The 17,679-nt window shown below is 44.7% G+C and carries 18 protein-coding genes; 4 read left to right on the top strand and 14 right to left on the bottom strand.

Translation table 11 applies throughout. The features are described 5' to 3' along the window. Positions 1–24: 24 nt before the first annotated feature. A complete protein-coding gene (locus NST38_RS09645; RefSeq protein WP_076252349.1) occupies positions 25–1,455 on the bottom strand; it encodes a bifunctional metallophosphatase/5'-nucleotidase in 1,431 nt (476 codons plus the stop codon). A gap of 120 nt (positions 1,456–1,575) precedes the next feature. Between NST38_RS09645 and NST38_RS09640 the strand changes: the two genes are divergently transcribed. Together NST38_RS09640 and NST38_RS09635 are read left to right on the top strand one after the other, a co-directional pair. Then, positions 1,576–2,322, top strand: coding sequence for a molybdenum cofactor biosynthesis protein (locus NST38_RS09640; protein ID WP_076252351.1), 747 nt, complete (start codon positions 1,576–1,578; stop codon positions 2,320–2,322). A gap of 123 nt (positions 2,323–2,445) precedes the next feature. Continuing rightward, positions 2,446–3,495 carry an HD-GYP domain-containing protein gene (locus NST38_RS09635; RefSeq protein ID WP_036609925.1) on the top strand — a complete coding sequence of 350 codons (1,050 nt, stop codon included), beginning with the start codon at positions 2,446–2,448 and terminating at the stop codon, positions 3,493–3,495. 132 nt (positions 3,496–3,627) lie between these two features. Here the strand turns inward: NST38_RS09635 and NST38_RS09630 are convergent, their stop codons facing one another. From NST38_RS09630 to NST38_RS09585, 10 genes are all read right to left on the bottom strand, one after another. After that, positions 3,628–3,768: a hypothetical protein gene (locus NST38_RS09630; protein WP_017689533.1), complete on the bottom strand. Its 141-nt coding sequence runs from the start codon at positions 3,766–3,768 to the stop codon at positions 3,628–3,630. Positions 3,769–3,918: 150 nt separating this feature from the next. Next, the gene (locus NST38_RS09625) at positions 3,919–4,638 is read right to left on the bottom strand and encodes a M23 family metallopeptidase (RefSeq protein ID WP_341343925.1); all 720 of its coding nucleotides are present in this window, start codon (positions 4,636–4,638) and stop codon (positions 3,919–3,921) included. A gap of 208 nt (positions 4,639–4,846) precedes the next feature. Further along, the gene (locus NST38_RS09620; protein WP_341343924.1) at positions 4,847–5,461 is read right to left on the bottom strand and encodes a jacalin-like lectin; all 615 of its coding nucleotides are present in this window, start codon (positions 5,459–5,461) and stop codon (positions 4,847–4,849) included. A 370-nt stretch (positions 5,462–5,831) separates the two neighbouring features. Then, the gene (gene sufB / locus NST38_RS09615) at positions 5,832–7,229 is read right to left on the bottom strand and encodes a Fe-S cluster assembly protein SufB (RefSeq protein ID WP_036669904.1); all 1,398 of its coding nucleotides are present in this window, start codon (positions 7,227–7,229) and stop codon (positions 5,832–5,834) included. A gap of 20 nt (positions 7,230–7,249) precedes the next feature. After that, a complete protein-coding gene (gene sufU, locus NST38_RS09610) occupies positions 7,250–7,681 on the bottom strand; it encodes a Fe-S cluster assembly sulfur transfer protein SufU (protein WP_017689537.1) in 432 nt (143 codons plus the stop codon). Further along, positions 7,671–8,891, bottom strand: a complete 1,221-nt coding sequence (locus NST38_RS09605) for a cysteine desulfurase (RefSeq protein WP_047842300.1) — start codon at positions 8,889–8,891, stop codon at positions 7,671–7,673. Before NST38_RS09605 ends, sufU begins: the two co-directional genes overlap by 11 nt. Beyond that, positions 8,888–10,192: a Fe-S cluster assembly protein SufD gene (sufD, locus tag NST38_RS09600; protein ID WP_339188562.1), complete on the bottom strand. Its 1,305-nt coding sequence runs from the start codon at positions 10,190–10,192 to the stop codon at positions 8,888–8,890. Before sufD ends, NST38_RS09605 begins: the two co-directional genes overlap by 4 nt. A gap of 25 nt (positions 10,193–10,217) precedes the next feature. After that, a complete protein-coding gene (sufC, locus tag NST38_RS09595; protein ID WP_036609931.1) occupies positions 10,218–11,000 on the bottom strand; it encodes a Fe-S cluster assembly ATPase SufC in 783 nt (260 codons plus the stop codon). 377 nt (positions 11,001–11,377) lie between these two features. After that, the gene (locus NST38_RS09590) at positions 11,378–11,953 is read right to left on the bottom strand and encodes a DUF1802 family protein (protein WP_017689541.1); all 576 of its coding nucleotides are present in this window, start codon (positions 11,951–11,953) and stop codon (positions 11,378–11,380) included. A 125-nt stretch (positions 11,954–12,078) separates the two neighbouring features. Further along, positions 12,079–12,540, bottom strand: coding sequence for a Dps family protein (locus tag NST38_RS09585; protein ID WP_017689542.1), 462 nt, complete (start codon positions 12,538–12,540; stop codon positions 12,079–12,081). 296 nt (positions 12,541–12,836) lie between these two features. Here NST38_RS09585 and mtnK point away from each other — a divergent pair, with 296 nt between their 5' ends. After that, on the top strand, positions 12,837–14,054 hold the full coding sequence (gene mtnK / locus NST38_RS09580) for an S-methyl-5-thioribose kinase (protein WP_339191362.1): 1,218 nt from the start codon (positions 12,837–12,839) through the stop codon (positions 14,052–14,054). A gap of 24 nt (positions 14,055–14,078) precedes the next feature. Further along, the gene (mtnA, locus tag NST38_RS09575; protein WP_339188565.1) at positions 14,079–15,152 is read left to right on the top strand and encodes an S-methyl-5-thioribose-1-phosphate isomerase; all 1,074 of its coding nucleotides are present in this window, start codon (positions 14,079–14,081) and stop codon (positions 15,150–15,152) included. Positions 15,153–15,258: 106 nt separating this feature from the next. Here mtnA and NST38_RS09570 read toward each other — a convergent pair whose 3' ends face one another. The 3 genes from NST38_RS09570 to NST38_RS09560 form a co-directional block, all read right to left on the bottom strand. Continuing rightward, on the bottom strand, positions 15,259–15,561 hold the full coding sequence (locus NST38_RS09570; protein WP_017689545.1) for a YunC family protein: 303 nt from the start codon (positions 15,559–15,561) through the stop codon (positions 15,259–15,261). A gap of 367 nt (positions 15,562–15,928) precedes the next feature. Then, positions 15,929–16,690 carry a hypothetical protein gene (locus NST38_RS09565; RefSeq protein ID WP_341343923.1) on the bottom strand — a complete coding sequence of 254 codons (762 nt, stop codon included), beginning with the start codon at positions 16,688–16,690 and terminating at the stop codon, positions 15,929–15,931. 636 nt (positions 16,691–17,326) lie between these two features. After that, positions 17,327–17,587 carry a hypothetical protein gene (locus tag NST38_RS09560; RefSeq protein WP_341343922.1) on the bottom strand — a complete coding sequence of 87 codons (261 nt, stop codon included), beginning with the start codon at positions 17,585–17,587 and terminating at the stop codon, positions 17,327–17,329. Between the last annotated feature and the right edge of the window lie 92 nt (positions 17,588–17,679).

The following is a 17,679-nucleotide window of genomic DNA, read 5'->3' as shown; positions in this document are numbered from 1 at the left end:
CAGCAGAAGGCAAGCACTTTAAATTTAGCTTTGATGCCAGCGGGCTCGCAGGCTGTCGTCCAGAGCCCCTGGTCGTTTTATTTCCGTTTCCAGCAAATCGCGTATGAATTCCGGAAGATGATAGAGCGTACGGGTTCCATGAGCAAGAGGAGGATACCCCACATTGAACGTAAACATGTCCAGTGTCCCAACGATATACTCACATTGTTCGTCCATAGGCTCCCCATTGATGGATATGGTCTGGATCTTCTCATAGGCTGGCGCATCTGGGTTGTATTGAACTTCTATTCCGTCCATACATAACGTGCCTAGAATATGACCACGAAAACCAAATCCCACAATGGGCTTACCTGAAAACTCGTCCAACAAGGACTGCTCAAGTGCTTCACGAATATGACTTCCACTCAAGCATATTGTACAAGCATTTATAGGAGATGGACATAGGGAATGCAACATTCCTTTTGTAATATTACCTTGTGGAAGATCTCCGAGAAGCTGACCTGCATTCACCAGAGACAGCTGTGCCCCCGTGAAATGACGTACAGCTTGTGCAAGCAAGGTTGCAAACAGGGATTCCCGGTCGTACGTGATGGGCAGCACCCGATCCGTTATCACTGCCGTCTGATTGAGTGTCCTTTCAGCCTCCGTACGATTCGTAGCGATTGCCAGCGCGACCTGATCATCCAGTAATATACTCTTGGCAGCCATACAACCGCTACTTACCAGTTGGAGAGGTTCTCCCACACTTGTTCGTTCCAGAACCACTTTCCCAAGCCATTGGCCAAATTTTCCAGCTGCACCCAGCACGGTCTGACCAATGACTAAGGGTTCTTCGAGAACATGATGGGTATGTCCACCGAGAATAACATCAATTCCCGTAATCTGCTCTGCCAGTCTCCGGTCTGTCGAAAGCCCCAGATGAGAAAGAATAACCACAACATCTACTTCATCACGTAATGCTTCCACTTGAGCTCTTAATGACTCCACAGGGTCCAGAACATCCCACCCGAGCAATTCATAGAACGTGGTAAAAGGGGCCGTTGCCCCCAGCAGACCAACGCGAAATGGACCTTTCTCCACAATCAGAGAAGGTTTCATCCACACTGGCGCAAGTCCAGTATCTTGCTCTACAACATTGCTGCATACCACAGGACACAGAAGTCCAGCGTAGGACTGTGAGAGCTGATCTGGCGTAAAGGTTAGTCCTTCGTTGTTACCGATTGTAATGGCATCGTAGCCCGTCAGGTTAATAACATCAACATTAGCCGTACCCAGTGTTCCCTCTGTTTCAACGGCCATTCGGTCCATATGATCGCCGATATCCAATACAAGGAAGTTGCCACCTTGGTCACGTTCCTCATTGATCATAGCGGCGATGGTACTCATGGAGCCGAAGTGACTGTGGATGTCGTTGGTGTGCAGAATCGTTAACGTTTGCTTCTCCCTGGTGCTCATCACACCGCCTCCCCTGCTCTTCAATAAACGTTCATTCTTCTAATGGATAAGCATAACATTTTCCGCGTCGTTATGATATATTTATAGGGTTTAGAGATCAAAAAGAGGTGAGTCATATCTATGAAATTGACAATTCAACTATTTGCAGGCATTGCAGAACGTTTAAATACATCCCTTCTGGAGTTTGAGTACATTGGAGACATTCCAACCGCTGCCGATTTAAAAGAAAAACTGAGTCTGGCCTACCCAGAGGCAGCTTCTCAGATAAGGACATCCTTTTTGGCAGTTAACCAGCAGTACGCTCCTGCCGATACTATACTTAGCTCAGAAGATGAACTTGCGTTGATCCCTCCCGTCTCTGGAGGCGATGGTACGGATATATCCGATGAACAGCTTCGCTCTAACGTTCCAGAGCATCGGACTGAAGATGGCTTATTTCTAATTACAGAATCCACTTTGTCCGTGGAAGCAACAACGGCGCTAGTGATTACCCCAAATCACGGGGCAGCTCTTACTTTTGTAGGTACAACTCGTGAAATGACCGGTGAACAGCGCACCGTCCATCTTGAATACGAGGCCTATGTGCCGATGGCTCTTTCTCAGATGGCAGCCATTGGTGTGGAAATCTCCGATCGCTGGCCTGGTGTATTATGTGCAATCAGTCACCGAATCGGGAAAGTGGATGTAGCAGAGATTAGTGTAGTCATTGCTGTTTCCTCGCCTCATCGCAACGACTGTTATGATGCAAGCCGTTACGCCATAGAGAGACTGAAACAGACCGTTCCGATCTGGAAAAAGGAAATTTGGGAAGATGGATCTGAATGGAAGGGACATCAATTAGGACCATGGAACCCCATGGAGAACTAAATAATGAGCCTTTACACCTTCTAGATAGAGTGGGTTAATAGTAAATAAGTCGTTGTCAACCCATTTTTTTCTTGTTATTATAATTATATGTGTCGATATTAGTCGAGAAAAGGTGGTTTATACGTGAGAGTGCATGTTACTGATCTTAAACCGGGTGACCTGTTACAAAATGATGTATACAACAGTTCGGGTCTCCACATGCTGATGAAAGGTTCCACCCTCAGTGAAGATGACCTATCCAAACTGTTGCAACATGGAATCGAGTACGCAGATGTAGAACACACACCATCCGACCTACACTCTGATGCACAAACCTTACCTTCCGATCAAACCCGTCTGTTAACTAATTTGTTTAACGATACGATCAAAGGTACTGAATCTCTATTTCAACAAGCGATGGAGAAGGGTTTTATTGATGAGACACAGGTCGATGAGATTTTGTTTACCCTAACAGAACAGTTGGAAAAACAAAAAGATGTTGTCTCCTTGTTGCTTATGCTGGACGGGGATAGCGATTATACGTACAACCATTCATTGCAAGTCGGAATGCTCGCTTTTTATATCGCCGGCTGGATGGGTTACAACCCCGAGGAATGTCTAACTGTAGCCAAAGCAGGATATCTTCATGATATCGGCAAGTCCAAGATTCCTTCTGAGATTTTACATAAACCTGGTAAATTGACCACGGAAGAATTTGACGAAATGAAGAAACACACATTCTATGGGTACGATATCATTAAAGAATCCACGCAGGATGAAATTCTGGCAATGGTTGCACTTCAACATCATGAGCGCGAGGATGGAAGTGGTTATCCTCATGGACTGCGAGGAGACGAGATCCACCCATATGCCCGTATAACTGCTGTAGCAGACGTTTACAGCGCCATGACGACGAATCGGGTATACCAGACCAAACAGGAACTGATCTCTGTTCTATGTGAACTGTACAGCCTCAGCTTTGGTCAGTTAAATGCTGAAGCAACACAGGAACTGATCAAGCATATGCTGCCTAATTTTATCGGTAAAAGGGTTCTGCTCACCACGGGTCAGACGGGGCTCATTGTCATGAATAATCCTGCGGATTATTTCCGACCACTCGTTCAGACCTCTACGGCCTTTATCGATTTAGCGAAAGAAAGAGATATTGCTATCGTTGAGATTTATGTACAGTAACTGTTCATTGTACACAGCATGTATACGAAGAACCCCATAGTAACTGAAATAACCAACTTATAGGTTGGCGTATGACAAAAGGGAAGCCGTAATCGGCTTCCCTTTTGTCTATTCCGATTCAATCATGTTGGATTACACGCAGAATGCTTTTGTGATGATAACCAACAGAATGAACAGTACCAAGATTGCACCAGTGTTTGTGAACATATTGTATCCACCAACGCCGCCTACTCCGCCTACATTGCCACCACAGCCATATCCTACTTCGCTCATGTGATTGCCTCCTCTTCATCAGGTATACCCTAACATATGACGTTTCCGTTGGAATGAACCGGGCGAACAGGCAACATTCGATAAATGGTTGTCTGTCTGCATCTACCTGAGTGGGTTAGCCTTTTGCTACTCCCTGTTCTTTACAGGGATCTATATATCGGACTCCGAATGAACCTGGATGCCTTTTTCCTTGCGGTACATGATAACAAGTAATCTCCAAAATTCATAACTACCTTTATCATTCATAATAAACGGTCGATAATAATCAAATGCTTGCTTGGCCCATGCGGGACAATCCATATTGGAAAGTTGCTCCTGTTGCTGAATCCATCCCCCTTGAATCTCCAGCGTTTTCTGCATAGCTTCAAACATTTTCTTCTGCTCAGTGGTCATCGGCGGAGCCTCCTGTTCCTGAGATCCAGTTCCGTATTCGGCCTGTAGATACGCACCCGGTTCCGTCACACCATCTTCGCTGGCTGTATACCCGTAAGATGGTGTACTTGTTTTACGAATCTCATAATGTACATGCGGGCCAGTACTCTGACCCGTGCTTCCCTGATTACCGATAAGCTGGCCTCGCTTCACCCGCTGCCCAACGGTTACGGCAATCCGCGAAAGGTGAGCATAACAATGCAAGTAGCCACGATGATCTTGAAGGGCAACTGTAAGCCCGTAACCGCCGAATCCGGAGCCTGTAACTCCTTTGGAAGCAAAACGTACCCTGCCTTCCATAAAGGCGTAGACGGGGCCATTCCAGGGCTCTGTCACGAGATCAATTCCGCGGTGGAATGTCTGTCCACCATGAATAGGATGAATTCGATAGCCGAATGAACTTGTAATCCGATATCCCTCGAAAGGGTTCACGCTCATACACTCACATCCTTTTCTATCATTAAATGCTTAAATCTATGAAATGGCTTGTGCTATTGGTCTTATTTTATTCCACAAAAATACCGCTCAGAATATCATTAAGGAAACCTTATGGTCTCTCCAACGGTATATTCCAAGCGGCGCTGTGCTAATATGAACACTCTATGAGATGTATATATTATTATTTCATTTTAACCACTGCTCACTTCTAATTCAGAGGTCTGTATATGACGCCTAGCTGATCCAATTCCTGTCCTGCTCTTCCATAAAATCCGGCAATGTACCACCCCGCTGGTGCCTCAAGTTTGATTTGTTCTGTGGTCTTTTGTCCGCCTTCTACTTTATTTCCAAGATTGGTGGACAACTCCACGTAAAAGATCCGTTTATCTCCATTACGTGTCACCTGACCAATTGTAGCCTGAGTTAAGTACTCTCCGTCTGCCAGGTTCAGTGTGACAATGTTGGATTGACCACCATGTGCCAGGTTCGTTCCATCCCTGTACAACGTTGAAATGCCGTCTACACGGTTGCCCGAGTTAAGTACCACTGAACTAGGTCTGGACTCCGGAATATGATTTAGATCATTAAACCCACTTCCTCCAGATCCTCCGATTGTTGAACTTAGTTGGTACTGAGAAGATGTGCTGTACACAAATTCCGCTGTAATCGGATAATGATCGGAGAGTTGCTTCCCACTCGGATCAACAAATGTTTGATTTTCTAACCGATAGCTCTGTGCATTCAGAGACAACGCTTTACTTCCGCGATACAAAATTTTGTCCACGATCTCATAGTTGGGTCCATTTAAATTGCTTGCATCCATAAGGGCTTCTCCATCAGCGGGAATACTCCCACCTCGAATCAAATCGATCCATGGATCTCTTAAACCATTCTCAGACATGAGTAGCTCTATATTGTCAGCGGCACGGGTGTACCGTGTATTGGTATCCCCAAATACGATAACTGCGTTCCCGTCCGAGTGCTCCTTTATGTAATTGGAGAGTCGCTTGCCACTCCGATAACAAATAATCTTCTGATCACTGTTATCCCCAGATTTTTTGAATAAAAATACCCCCTAGAGAGACTTTTTAGAAAGTCTGTTCTAGAGGGTATTCGATCACATAAAAAGATATCTACCGCTTAACATCAGCAACTAGCTTCAGCTTTACGGCTTCGAAAGGCGCTGCATTGGATTAACCAATGGAACCTTCCATTTCGAACTTGATCAATCTATTCATCTCAACGGCGTATTCCATTGGCAATTCCTTCGTGAATGGCTCAATGAAGCCCATGATAATCATCTGTGTTGCTTCTGCATCAGTCAGACCACGGCTCATCAGGTAGAAGAGTTGATCCTCAGACACTTTGGATACTGTAGCTTCATGCTCCAGCATGATGTTATCATTCATGATTTCATTGTAAGGAATTGTATCCGATGTGGACTCATTATCGAGAATGAGTGTATCACACTTGATGTTGGATTTCGCGCCCTCAGCTTGACGTCCAAAGGAAGCCAAACCACGGTACGTTACTTTACCACCATGTTTACTGATCGATTTGGAAACGATCGTAGATGTTGTATCCGGAGCCAAGTGGATCATTTTCGCACCTGCATCCTGATGCTGGTTTTTACCAGCTACAGCGATGGAGAGTACGGAACCTTTAGCTCCACGGCCTTTCAGTACAACCGCTGGATATTTCATCGTCAGTTTGGAACCGATGTTACCATCGACCCATTCCATCGTTGCATTTTCTTCTGCAACCGCACGTTTCGTAACGAGGTTGTAGATGTTTGGTGCCCAGTTTTGAATCGTTGTGTAACGAACACGAGCATTTTTCTTACAGATGATCTCAACAACCGCACTGTGCAGTGAGTTCGTGCTGTAGATTGGAGCTGTACATCCCTCTACATAGTGAACGAAGCTATCTTCGTCCGCAATGATGAGTGTACGCTCGAATTGTCCCATATTCTCGGAGTTAATCCGGAAGTAGGCTTGCAGAGGTACTTCACATTTAACGCCCTTAGGCACGTAGATGAAGCTTCCTCCGGACCATACCGCACTATTCAATGCAGCAAATTTGTTATCTGCTGGTGGAATAACCGTTGCAAAATATTCACGCAGGATTTCCGGATGCTCTCTCAGAGCCGTGTCCGTATCCATGAAGATTACACCTTGGTCTTCCAATTCCTTTTGCATGTTGTGGTATACAACCTCGGACTCATACTGAGCCGATACACCTGCAAGGAACTTTTGCTCTGCTTCAGGGATACCCAATTTATCAAAGGTTTCCTTGATTTCGGAAGGAACTTCCTCCCATGTTTTACCTTGTTTTTCAGAAGCACGAACGTAGTACTGAATTTCATTGAAATCCAATCCGTCGAGATCTCCGCCCCATTTCGGCATTGGCATCTTTTCGAATTGCTTCAGGGATTTCAAACGGAATTCCAACATCCATTCCGGTTCATTCTTAATCTTGGAAATTTCGGTAACCACTTCTGCAGTCAGACCTTTACCGGTTTGAAAGATGGATTTGTGCTCATCGCGAAAACCATATTTGTACTCTTCCATTTCTGGTGCTTTTTTAGCCATCTTGCTCTACCTCCCTATCGTTATTGTACTTTGTTCTCTTCGTCAATCCCTTTGCGTAATGCATTCCAGGCCAGAGTGGCACATTTGATGCGTGCAGGGAACTTGTTCACACCGGATAGGGCTTCGAGATCTTCATAATCGTCGAAATCGACTTCTTCACCTTTCATCAGTGAGGAAAAACGGTTAGCGATATCGAGTGCCTGTTCCATCGTTTTGCCTTTGACGGCCTCTGTCATCATCGATGCAGAGGACATGCTGATGGAGCAGCCTTCACCCGTATATTTGGCTTCCTGAACGATTCCGTCTTTTAGCAAAATTTGCAGTGAAATCCGGTCGCCGCACGTTGGATTGTTCAAATTCACCGTGACAGCGTCATTATCAAATGTTCCGCGGTTACGCGGGTTTTTGTAGTGGTCCATTATAACACGTCTGTACAGATCATCAAGTTGCATCGCCAAAATACTCCTTTGTCTGGATTAAGGCGCTGACAAGCCGATCTACATCTTGTTCGTTATTGTATAGATAGAAGCTGGCACGAGCTGTTGAGCTAACTTCAAGCCAGCGCATTAGCGGTTGACAGCAATGGTGTCCGGCACGAATGGCTACGCCACTCGCATCCAGCACAGTTGCCACATCATGCGGATGAACATCCCCCAGATTAAAGGTAACAACACCCACATGCCGCTTGGCTGGGCCATAGATGGTTAACCCATCGATCTCGGCCAGTCGTTCTGTTGCATAAGCTGCCAGCACACTCTCATGATGTGCGATCTCATCCATACCAATCTGCTCCAGAAAATCAATGGCAGCTCCCAACCCTACCGCACCTGCGATAATCGGGGTTCCACCTTCGAATTTCCAGGGAAGCTCTTTCCAGTTGGATTCGTACAGACCCACATCATCAATCATTTCACCACCGAACTCAATGGGTTCCATGGACTCCAGCAGCGCCTTTTTGCCGTAGAGTGCACCGATTCCGGTTGGTCCGCACATTTTATGACCGGATAATGCATAGAAATCACAGTCCAGATCCTGAACGTCCACCTTCATGTGAGGTGTGCTTTGTGCCCCATCAACAACGATGACAGCACCATTGCGGTGTGCAATTTCAGCAATTTGTTTCACAGGATGGATCAGACCCATAACATTGGATACATAAGCGATTGCTACAATTTTAGTATTGTTCGTAATCGTCTTCTCGACATCAGCCAATTCAATATGACCGTCAGGCTGAAGCGGAATGTATTTCAATGTTGCACCTGTCTCCTTGGCAACTTGCTGCCAAGGAATCAGGTTACTATGGTGCTCCATTTGCGTGATAACAATCTCATCGCCTTCTTTGCAATTGGCGCGGGCGTACGATGAAGCCACCAGGTTCAGGGCTGTCGTTGTCCCGCGAGTAAAGATAATCTCCTGTGTACTACGGGCATTGATAAACTTGGCTACCTTCTCCCGTGCGCCTTCGTAAGCGTCAGTTGCACGGCTTCCAAGGGTATGAACACCGCGGTGTACGTTGGAGTTCTCATACTCATAATAATGTTTGACTGCTTCGATCACAGCATGAGGCTTCTGTGAAGTTGCAGCACTATCTAAATATACGAGCGGGTGTCCGTTAATTTCCTGGTGGAGGATCGGGAACTGCTCGCGAATGGACGGGTTCATTGTCCCAGCTTCTTCTCAATCAGGGACTGCAATTGGGTGCGCAGTGCTTCCAGAGGAATATCCGCCACCACCGGAGCCAGGAAGCCATAGATGATCAGGCGTTCGGCGTCCGTACGGTTAATTCCGCGCGACATCAAGTAATGAATCTGCTCGGCATTGACTTGACCAACAGAAGCCGCGTGACCTGCTGTTACATCATCCTCGTCAATAAGAAGGATTGGGTTGGCGTCTCCACGTGCTTTAGGGCTCAGCATCAACACTTTCTCTGTCTGCTGTCCATCAGCTTTGGTAGCGCCTTTCTCAATCTTCGTGATGCCGTTGATGATTGCAGAAGCTTCTTCACGCATAACTGCACGTGTAATCATCTGGCTTGGCGTATTCTTACCGAAGTGACGAGCTTCTGTGGTGTAGTTGATTTTCTGCGAACCGGAACCTACAGCGATGACTTTGGAATCAGAACTTGATCCATTGCCTTTCAGCACGGTCATCGTGTTGCTCGCTGTGTCGCCATTGTTCATTTCGCCTACAATCCACTCGATGGAAGCATCATTCTCCAACACTGCACGACGGAATGAAACATCAGTTACATTCACACTCAGTTGATGAACCGATGCGAAACGTACTTTAGCACCGGATTTTGCGAATACTTCCACAACACCATTATGGAAAACAGGTGCGGACAATTCACCAGATACATAGTTATCAACATAAGTTACTGAACTGTTTGCTTCTGCAACTACAAGCACGTGAGGTGCAAACGTTGCAGATGCGTCGTCCGTAAGCAACACTGCTTGCAGTGGTACTTCGATTTCGACATTTTTCGGAACATACAGGAAGACCCCGCCATTCCAAAGTGCCGCATGTAATGCAGCGAGGGAATGCTCATCCGCTTTCACTGCTGTGTTCAGATATTGTTTTACCAGATCGCTATGTTCGCGAACCGCTGTAGCCAGATCCGTGAAGATAACTCCTTTTGCTGCCAGATCAGCAGACACCTTGGAGTATACCGTACCGGAATTGCGCTGGATAACCAGACTGCCTTCAGCTTGATCCTGAACCAGATCTTTGATAGAAGCAGGTACTTCTGTCAAAGAAGAAATGGCTTCACTTGTTTTATATGTTCCGTACTCGCTGACATTCCAGCGTTCGATTTTTTGTTTTTCCAGTTTAGGAAGCGCAAGCCCGCTCGCAAGCTTTAAAGCTTCAAGCCGCTGTTCGGTCAACCAGCCGGGTTCATTGTTGCTTTCCGACAAGGCGCGAAGCGCTTCAGATTCAACCGGAAGAATTGTTTGTGTAGTCATTAATTAATCCTCCTCCGTTTTGTCTTTACGCTTCTTGGCCTACAGTTTCGTCTGTAATTCCCAGCTCTGCCTTTACCCAGTCATACCCTTCCGCTTCCAGACGGTGAGCCAATTCAGGTCCGCCGGATTTCACAATACGACCTTGCATCATTACGTGAACATAGTCAGGCGTAATGTAGTTCAACAGACGTTGGTAGTGAGTGATGATCAGGAAGCCACGGTCTTCGCTCTTCATAGCGTTCACACCGTCAGCCACGATTTTCAAAGCATCGATGTCCAGACCGGAGTCAATTTCATCAAGTACTACGATTTTCGGATCAAGCAACATCATTTGCAGAATCTCGTTACGTTTTTTCTCACCACCGGAGAAACCTTCATTCAGGTAACGGTGAGCGAACTCAGGGTTCATGTCGAGTTCTTTCATTTTACCTTCCATTTGACGAATGAACTTGATCAGGGAGATCTCGTTACCTTCGCCACGACGTGCGTTAATTGCACTACGCAAGAAGTCGGAGTTAGTAACACCTGCAATTTCACTTGGGTATTGCATAGCCAGGAAGAGACCTGCACGTGCGCGCTCATCTACAGCCATATCCAATACATCTTCACCATCAAGTGTAATTTTACCGTCTGTTACTTCATATTTCGGGTGACCCATCAATGCAGAAGCCAGAGTGGATTTACCTGTTCCGTTCGGACCCATGATTGCGTGGATTTCTCCACCTTTCATTTCCAGGTTGATGCCTTTAAGGATTTCCTTACCTTCGATCGTCGCTTTCAGACCTTCAATGACGAAATTCGTAGCCATGTGTATTGTTTCCCTCCATTGATTAAATTGATGTTAGTTGTCGAAAACGAAAAAGCGCCTATTATATCTGAACAGGGCTTCCCCTGAATTTCTCCTGTACTCGATTCTTAAAGCAAGAACACTTTAGAATAATTCTAAACTGATTCTCAATGATAATCAAGTCATTTCCTAAGAACCTTTGTGCCTTGCATGAAACCTTATTCTTTCTGATTCTATAGTAAAAGACAAATTGAATCAAATCAGAAAACATCTTAAGCACAAATGCACAGTGAGAAAAATCACAGCAATTCAAGCTTTTATGTCATCTGCTGTACACTAATCTAAAAAAGGACTCATCCATATTATGGACAAGCCCCTCCGTTAAATAACGTTACCATTTACAATTTGAGCATCTCGTTAATCTTCTGTACCTGTTCGTCAAAATCCGCAACGTCCACCACCGGCGTCATTTCGCGCGGCACCGGACCATTCGGAATAGAAATCCATGAACGGCAACCATTATATTCAGGCAGTACGGGGATTTCCATCGGTTCTTTCAAAAGGTACACACGTAAAATCAATACATGGAGCGGATCTTTGCGTTTCCATTTCAAACGGTCTTCGGCAAAATCCGCTGTCCACATATGAAAGTCAAGAAGTCGATCCAGCATCTCCTGATCTCGTATCTCCAGATCCTGCGTTACTTCGGCATATGCAGTAATACGGATTGTCGAAGCTTCGGGCACCCATTCGGCCAGTGATTCTTCAACATAGGATTGATCCGAGGACTTAATCAGTTCTTTACGCTGATGTTCATAAGTCGGATACAGATAAAACGCTGGACTTTTCAGCTCAAAATGTCGGGTTTCCTCTACAATCCCACCTTTGCGCATCACCATAATCTGGCGACCCGTTTCCAGTGCTTTGATTGCAGAAGCCCATTCTTTTAAAGCCGGTATCGTTGGTTCTAACATAAGCGGTCCCCTCCCCTATCGTTCTTGTCAGCAGTATAGACGCTCAGGGCGTTTCTGACAACATGATCGGGGATCAGAAAGCTTACGCAAGAGACCCACTTGTATTAGGCAAAATCTTGGCTATATTAACCCAGGAAAGAGCGAAGCATCCACATGTGTTTCTCCAGGTCAGCCTTAAAGCCTGTCAGCATATCGGATGTTGGTTGATCTTCAGCTGCATCAGCAACTTCGATACCTTCCTGATATTCATTCGAAAGTGTAGCGAAGTCCTCGATCAGGTTTTGCACCATTGTTTTTGCGTCTTCTCCGCCTGCTGCTTCCTGGATAGAGGAAAGCTCCAAATACTCTTTCATTGTAGCCGCTGGGCTACCTTTCAGCGTAAGGATACGCTCTGCGATTTCATCCATTTGTACTGTAACTTCGTTGTAGAACTCTTCGAATTTCACATGCAACGTGAAGAAGTTAGGTCCTTTGACGTACCAGTGATAGTTATGGATTTTAACATACAATACGTTCAGGTTAGCTACCTGACGATTAAGTACTTGTTCCACCGATTTTGCTTGATCTGTTTTGTTTTTTGTAGCCATATTAATCCCATCCTTTATTTAAAATTAGTCTGTCATGCCATGATAAGCAGGTTGTCCCGCAATGCATAACAGAGAGTTAATAATGTGTCACCACATGTAGTGGAGAGGCTTGTTAACGGCGTTTCTCTCAACCGTCCGGCCTATTTGTTTTTACCCTTGAACCGGAAGTTCGAATCATGATCGACTTGACTTGTCTCAAAAAAAAGTTCAAAAACCGCGTTATTTCCGATATACTGACATATACCAAGCAAAGAAGTGGGTTTTCCTGTTTCTTCATATATATGGAGGTGGCACCTTTGTCCCAATATCGCCCGTTTACCCCCCAGGATGCAATTGAACTGGCCAAAACATTACCGGGTCCATTTGCGGCAGATGCAAATCTGGATTGTCACGAGATCGGCGATGGCAATCTGAATTTGGTATTCCACATCACGGATCAGAACTCCGATAAAAGTATCATTATCAAACAGGCGCTTCCTTATGCGAAAGTGGTTGGAGAATCATGGCCGCTCTCTCTGGTACGTGCCCGCATTGAACGTGAGATTCTTCAGGAAGAGTATCGTCTGTGTCCAGGGATGGTACCCGAAGTGTATCATTACAATGATGACCTTGCGTTAACGGTTATGGAAGATCTGAGTGATCATGTGATCATGCGCAAAGGCCTGATCGAAGGTGTTTCCTATCCTCTTTTTGCACAGCATATCGGGGAATTCATGGCAAGAACGCTGTTCTTCACATCCGACTTGGGCATGGATCAGCAATTGAAGAAGGAACAACAGGGCAGATTCATTAATCCGGACCAATGCAAAATAACGGAGGATCTGATCTTTGATGAACCCTACCGGATCGCTGAGAAAAATAATTATGATGTTTCCATTGAGGACGAGGCTGAAGCCCTTCGTACAGATGGAAAGCTTCACCTTGAAGTGGCCTTGCTGCGGGAAAAATTCCTAACACATGGGCAGGCATTGCTTCATGGAGATCTGCATACAGGCAGTATTTTTGTTACACCTGAATCAACCAAGGTCATCGATCCCGAATTTGCATATTACGGCCCCATGGGATTTGATGTCGGTGCAGTCCTTGCGAACCTGCTCTTGAATTACGCATCCCTGCCAGGATGGATTCAGGATGAGACTGCTTTGCGTGAGCGTGAGACGCTTTTGCTGAATATGGTTCGTGATGTATGGACTGAATTCGAATCTCGTTTCCGTGCCCTCTGGGTTAATGACCTCGTTGATCCGATGGCAAAAACGCCAGGCTATCAGGATCTGTATGTGCAACAATTGTTCAGAGATTCGATCGGCTTTGCAGGTGCCAAAATGGTTCGTCGTATCGTGGGACTCGCTCACGTGGCGGATATAGATACCATTCCAAATGCGACTGAACGTGAACATGCTCAGCGTAAAGCGTTGTCCATTGGTAAAGCATTGATCAAGAACAATCGTCGCTTGAATACCATCGGCGAAGTATTGGATATTGTATCCACAGCTGTTACTACTACTAAGGCTTAACATAAGGAACGGAGGGAACCACCCATGACAACCCCTGAATATCAGCCTCTGTCCTCTCTCATCTGGAAAAAGGACAAGCTTGAAATGCTTGACCAGCGTCTGCTGCCCGAAACCATCCTCATGCTGAAATTGTACACTCCTGAGGAAGTATGGGAATCCATCCACTCCATGAAAGTGCGCGGTGCTCCAGCAATCGGTATTGCTGCTGCATTTGGTGTCGTACTGGGTGCCAAGTCATATGACGGATCGACCATTCAAGGTTGGCTGGATCACGTAAAATCCATATGTGCTCATCTGGCTACTTCCCGACCAACAGCGGTGAACCTTTTCTGGGCACTGGATCGCATGATGCAAAAAGCAAATGAGGTCGTTGAATCCGGCCTGAGCCTGGATGAGGGCAATGATGCTCTTGAAGTAGAAGCTCTGTTGATTCAGAAAGAAGACGAAGAAGTATGCCGCATGATCGGTGAGAATGCACTGCCATTGTTCGAAGATGGTATGGGTGTACTCACTCACTGTAATGCAGGTGGACTGGCTACTGCGAAATATGGTACGGCAACTGCTCCAATGTATCTCGCACAGGAACGTGGCATTCACCTGAAGGTATTTGCAGACGAAACTCGTCCCGTACTTCAAGGTGCACGCCTGACTGCATTTGAGTTACAGCAAGCCGGCATTGACGTTACGCTGCTCTGTGATAACATGGCAGGCATGGTGATGTCCAAAGGCTGGATTCAAGCCGTTATCGTCGGAACTGATCGTGTTGCTGCGAATGGCGATGTAGCTAACAAAATCGGAACATACAGCGTGGCTGTGCTTGCCAAAGCTCACAATATTCCGTTCTATGTAGCCAGCCCATTGTCGACCATCGACTTGTCCACTCCATCCGGGGACCTCATTCCAATTGAGGAACGTGCTGCGGAAGAAGTCACTGAAGGATTTGGGAAACGTACAGCACCGCAAGGTGTTAAAGTATACAATCCAGCATTTGATGTAACGCCTAACGAATATGTAACAGCTATTATCACGGAAAAAGGCGTTGTTCGCGCACCTTTCCAAGAAAATCTGGCTGCCTTGTTCGCGAAGGAAGAAGCTTAATTTAATAGAAAGCGTTCGTGTGTATAGAGGTGGGAGCTACGATGTGCCAGGCTCTGTATTACGGCGTTAAATAAGGGCTTCCCATAGGGAGCCCTTTTGTTAGTGCTTAGATCATTTTCAACAAAGCCTCTACACCCGTCATGCCAACCGTAATGCCCATGGCCTCGGCTTCTGTTGTCACCGACTCCATAGGTGCATGCAATAATTGCTCCAGTGTACGCACACCAACCGCCCGAGCTGCAATAATTTTGCGATCCCCGAGCTTCTCATTAAGTAATCCCACGTCGAGTGCTCCGCACATGATATATCCTTTGGATGTGTTAATAGTCAGCAAAGTTGTTTTGGGCAGTTTGACTTCTACCCCAACTAATACATGTTCTCCAACTACAATAGGCTCCATCGTCACCATAATTTCCCGATCCACCTCCTCTTCCACAGGTCACGATAATTGTATGCCTCATTCTGGATTGTCGTGTGGACACCTGCCGTGGTTGAGAAAATGTAGGTACTTACAGTTCAAATATACTGTTGGTAATTCTCCTCGCAGACTTAGATATAGATATACACTTTCATTGGAATATGAAAAGCCACCTCAGAAATGAGGCAGCTTTTTAACAGGACAAAAAATGCGATATAGTACGAACTGGACTTCTTTTTATTTTCTCATAAAATAAAAAAACCGATCTATTAGGACTGCTTAGTTACTGTTAAAATTAATCTTTTAAAAATGAAAAAATGCCCTATAACGGGCATCTCATTTTTATTCTAATATCAACCTATTTTGAATCTACCTCTAATCCAACAGCAGTTTTCGCTTCCATTAATTTCAAAATACCCTTCATAACAAATGAATCTGCCATAGAGATTTCTTCTTTAAATTTGGACATATGACTGGGCTTCTGATCGTCCAAGAACTCAAGAACTGCATCGAACGCTTTACCTTTAGAATAATAGGCTGTACTCAAGTTCGAAGCCGTTGCATTCAACATTTGTTTCACATCTTTAGGGAGATTTTCTGGAACATCTAAATTATAGAATTTGCTCTGCAAGTGTTTGGCGGCCTTCTGTGCATTTTCTGTTGCTTCATAGACAGTATAGATGTCAACCGTACCATTTCCTAAACCTGTCATAGCTTCTTGATATGTATTCATAATTGGAGACATAGTCTCTTCAAATGCATAAACTGATTTTTCAAATGCTAATACTTCTTTTTGATTGGCTTTTTTAGCAGCAGCGTCAGTTTCGTTTTTCAGCTTAGCCTCTTCTTTAGCCTTTTGATCATCTTTTTTCTCGGTTTTTGTATCAACCACAGCAACTGCCTTTTCCACTTTTGGTGCTTTTTCCTGTGAGGCCACTGCATCTGTTTCTACGGTTGCTGTCACGTTTGGCTTTTCCTCAGTTGGTATCACAATTATCAATAAAATAAAGCCAGCCCATATAGCACCGCCGATTTTCGCAACCTTGCCAAGCTTCTTCCATGAGACAAAAATCATAATGAAAGGAACAAATAACCAAGCTAAAATTCTTAACAACTTCAAAACACTACCTCCTAATGTACTATTTACATTGCTAATTATATAGTAAATAATGACTAATGTCTTTAAATAATTGCCATTTCATCCCGCGATGTTCATTGAAACAGGCCTTAAATACCGGCATAAAATTTATCTTTCATTTTACATTCAATTTGTTTCTTTACGTCTATCTCTTTTGAACCATATAACTATTATTATAAGATTCAGGCAGACTCTCCTCTAACAACTTTAAGTACGAACAAAAAGACAAATCCTAAACATGGTTATGGATGTAGAAAACAACAAAAGAAATCACCGAAAAAAGACTGTAGTAGCAATAGAGAACCTGTTGTTCGTTCCTCTCCACTTTCAGATAAAGCTATTAGAAATAATCAATACATCAATATATCGCAAGAAAATAAAAAACAGAGGGCGCAAGTATATAATCACCACCTATCATCAATCTCTGTTTCAGGAGGTGGAGATGGTTATTTTTGACCCTCACCCAATTAGATTCAAAAGCAACCACATCGGCGTCTATATCTTTTTCTACGTCTTTGCTATCATAAATTTAACTGGTTAAAATAGACTATAAATGGAATTCACACCATATGAAAACGGATTAAAGCGTCGTCTAAAGTGAGCCAAATTGGGCCTACCTTAAAACGTATGCTCATCATTCTTTAATCGTCTTATCTCCGTTAACTCTCTTCTAATTCCCAGTACACGTCTATGCAGTACACTGCGGTCTATTGATTCAGCTACCGACTTTTTGAACTGGACATCCAAATCACTTAATGGCTCCTGAGCTAGTTTCTTTTTATGTATTGGTTTAACTTGAATTTTTGTAGTTTCAGGCTTGATAGGCTTCAATCTTTTCTGCTTCATAATCTGTTCAAATACGCTGTCCTCTTGACGCATGCTCTTCATTCCTTAATATGTGATGAACACATTGTATCATAACGAGAAGATGACTGTTACATAATAAAGTACAGATGCTTAGAGTTGGGCAA

Origin of the sequence: Paenibacillus sp. FSL H8-0104 (genome assembly GCF_038050215.1) — a bacterium.
GTDB lineage: Bacteria > Bacillota > Bacilli > Paenibacillales > Paenibacillaceae > Paenibacillus > Paenibacillus amylolyticus.
Note: the sequence above shows the minus strand (reverse complement) of the source record. Positions and strands in the feature narration are given on the sequence as shown.

Coding starts and splice junctions, on each gene's coding strand:
- NST38_RS09645 (WP_076252349.1), bottom strand. CDS start 1,455: ATGAGCACCAGGGAGAAGCAAACGTTAACGATTCTGCACACCAACGAC.
- NST38_RS09640 (WP_076252351.1), top strand. CDS start 1,576: ATGAAATTGACAATTCAACTATTTGCAGGCATTGCAGAACGTTTAAAT.
- NST38_RS09630 (WP_017689533.1), bottom strand. CDS start 3,768: ATGAGCGAAGTAGGATATGGCTGTGGTGGCAATGTAGGCGGAGTAGGC.
- NST38_RS09625 (WP_341343925.1), bottom strand. CDS start 4,638: ATGAGCGTGAACCCTTTCGAGGGATATCGGATTACAAGTTCATTCGGC.
- NST38_RS09620 (WP_341343924.1), bottom strand. CDS start 5,461: ATGGATGCAAGCAATTTAAATGGACCCAACTATGAGATCGTGGACAAA.
- sufB (WP_036669904.1), bottom strand. CDS start 7,229: ATGGCTAAAAAAGCACCAGAAATGGAAGAGTACAAATATGGTTTTCGC.
- sufU (WP_017689537.1), bottom strand. CDS start 7,681: ATGCAACTTGATGATCTGTACAGACGTGTTATAATGGACCACTACAAA.
- NST38_RS09605 (WP_047842300.1), bottom strand. CDS start 8,891: ATGAACCCGTCCATTCGCGAGCAGTTCCCGATCCTCCACCAGGAAATT.
- sufD (WP_339188562.1), bottom strand. CDS start 10,192: ATGACTACACAAACAATTCTTCCGGTTGAATCTGAAGCGCTTCGCGCC.
- sufC (WP_036609931.1), bottom strand. CDS start 11,000: ATGGCTACGAATTTCGTCATTGAAGGTCTGAAAGCGACGATCGAAGGT.
- NST38_RS09590 (WP_017689541.1), bottom strand. CDS start 11,953: ATGTTAGAACCAACGATACCGGCTTTAAAAGAATGGGCTTCTGCAATC.
- NST38_RS09585 (WP_017689542.1), bottom strand. CDS start 12,540: ATGGCTACAAAAAACAAAACAGATCAAGCAAAATCGGTGGAACAAGTA.
- mtnA (WP_339188565.1), top strand. CDS start 14,079: ATGACAACCCCTGAATATCAGCCTCTGTCCTCTCTCATCTGGAAAAAG.
- NST38_RS09570 (WP_017689545.1), bottom strand. CDS start 15,561: ATGGTGACGATGGAGCCTATTGTAGTTGGAGAACATGTATTAGTTGGG.
- NST38_RS09560 (WP_341343922.1), bottom strand. CDS start 17,587: ATGCGTCAAGAGGACAGCGTATTTGAACAGATTATGAAGCAGAAAAGA.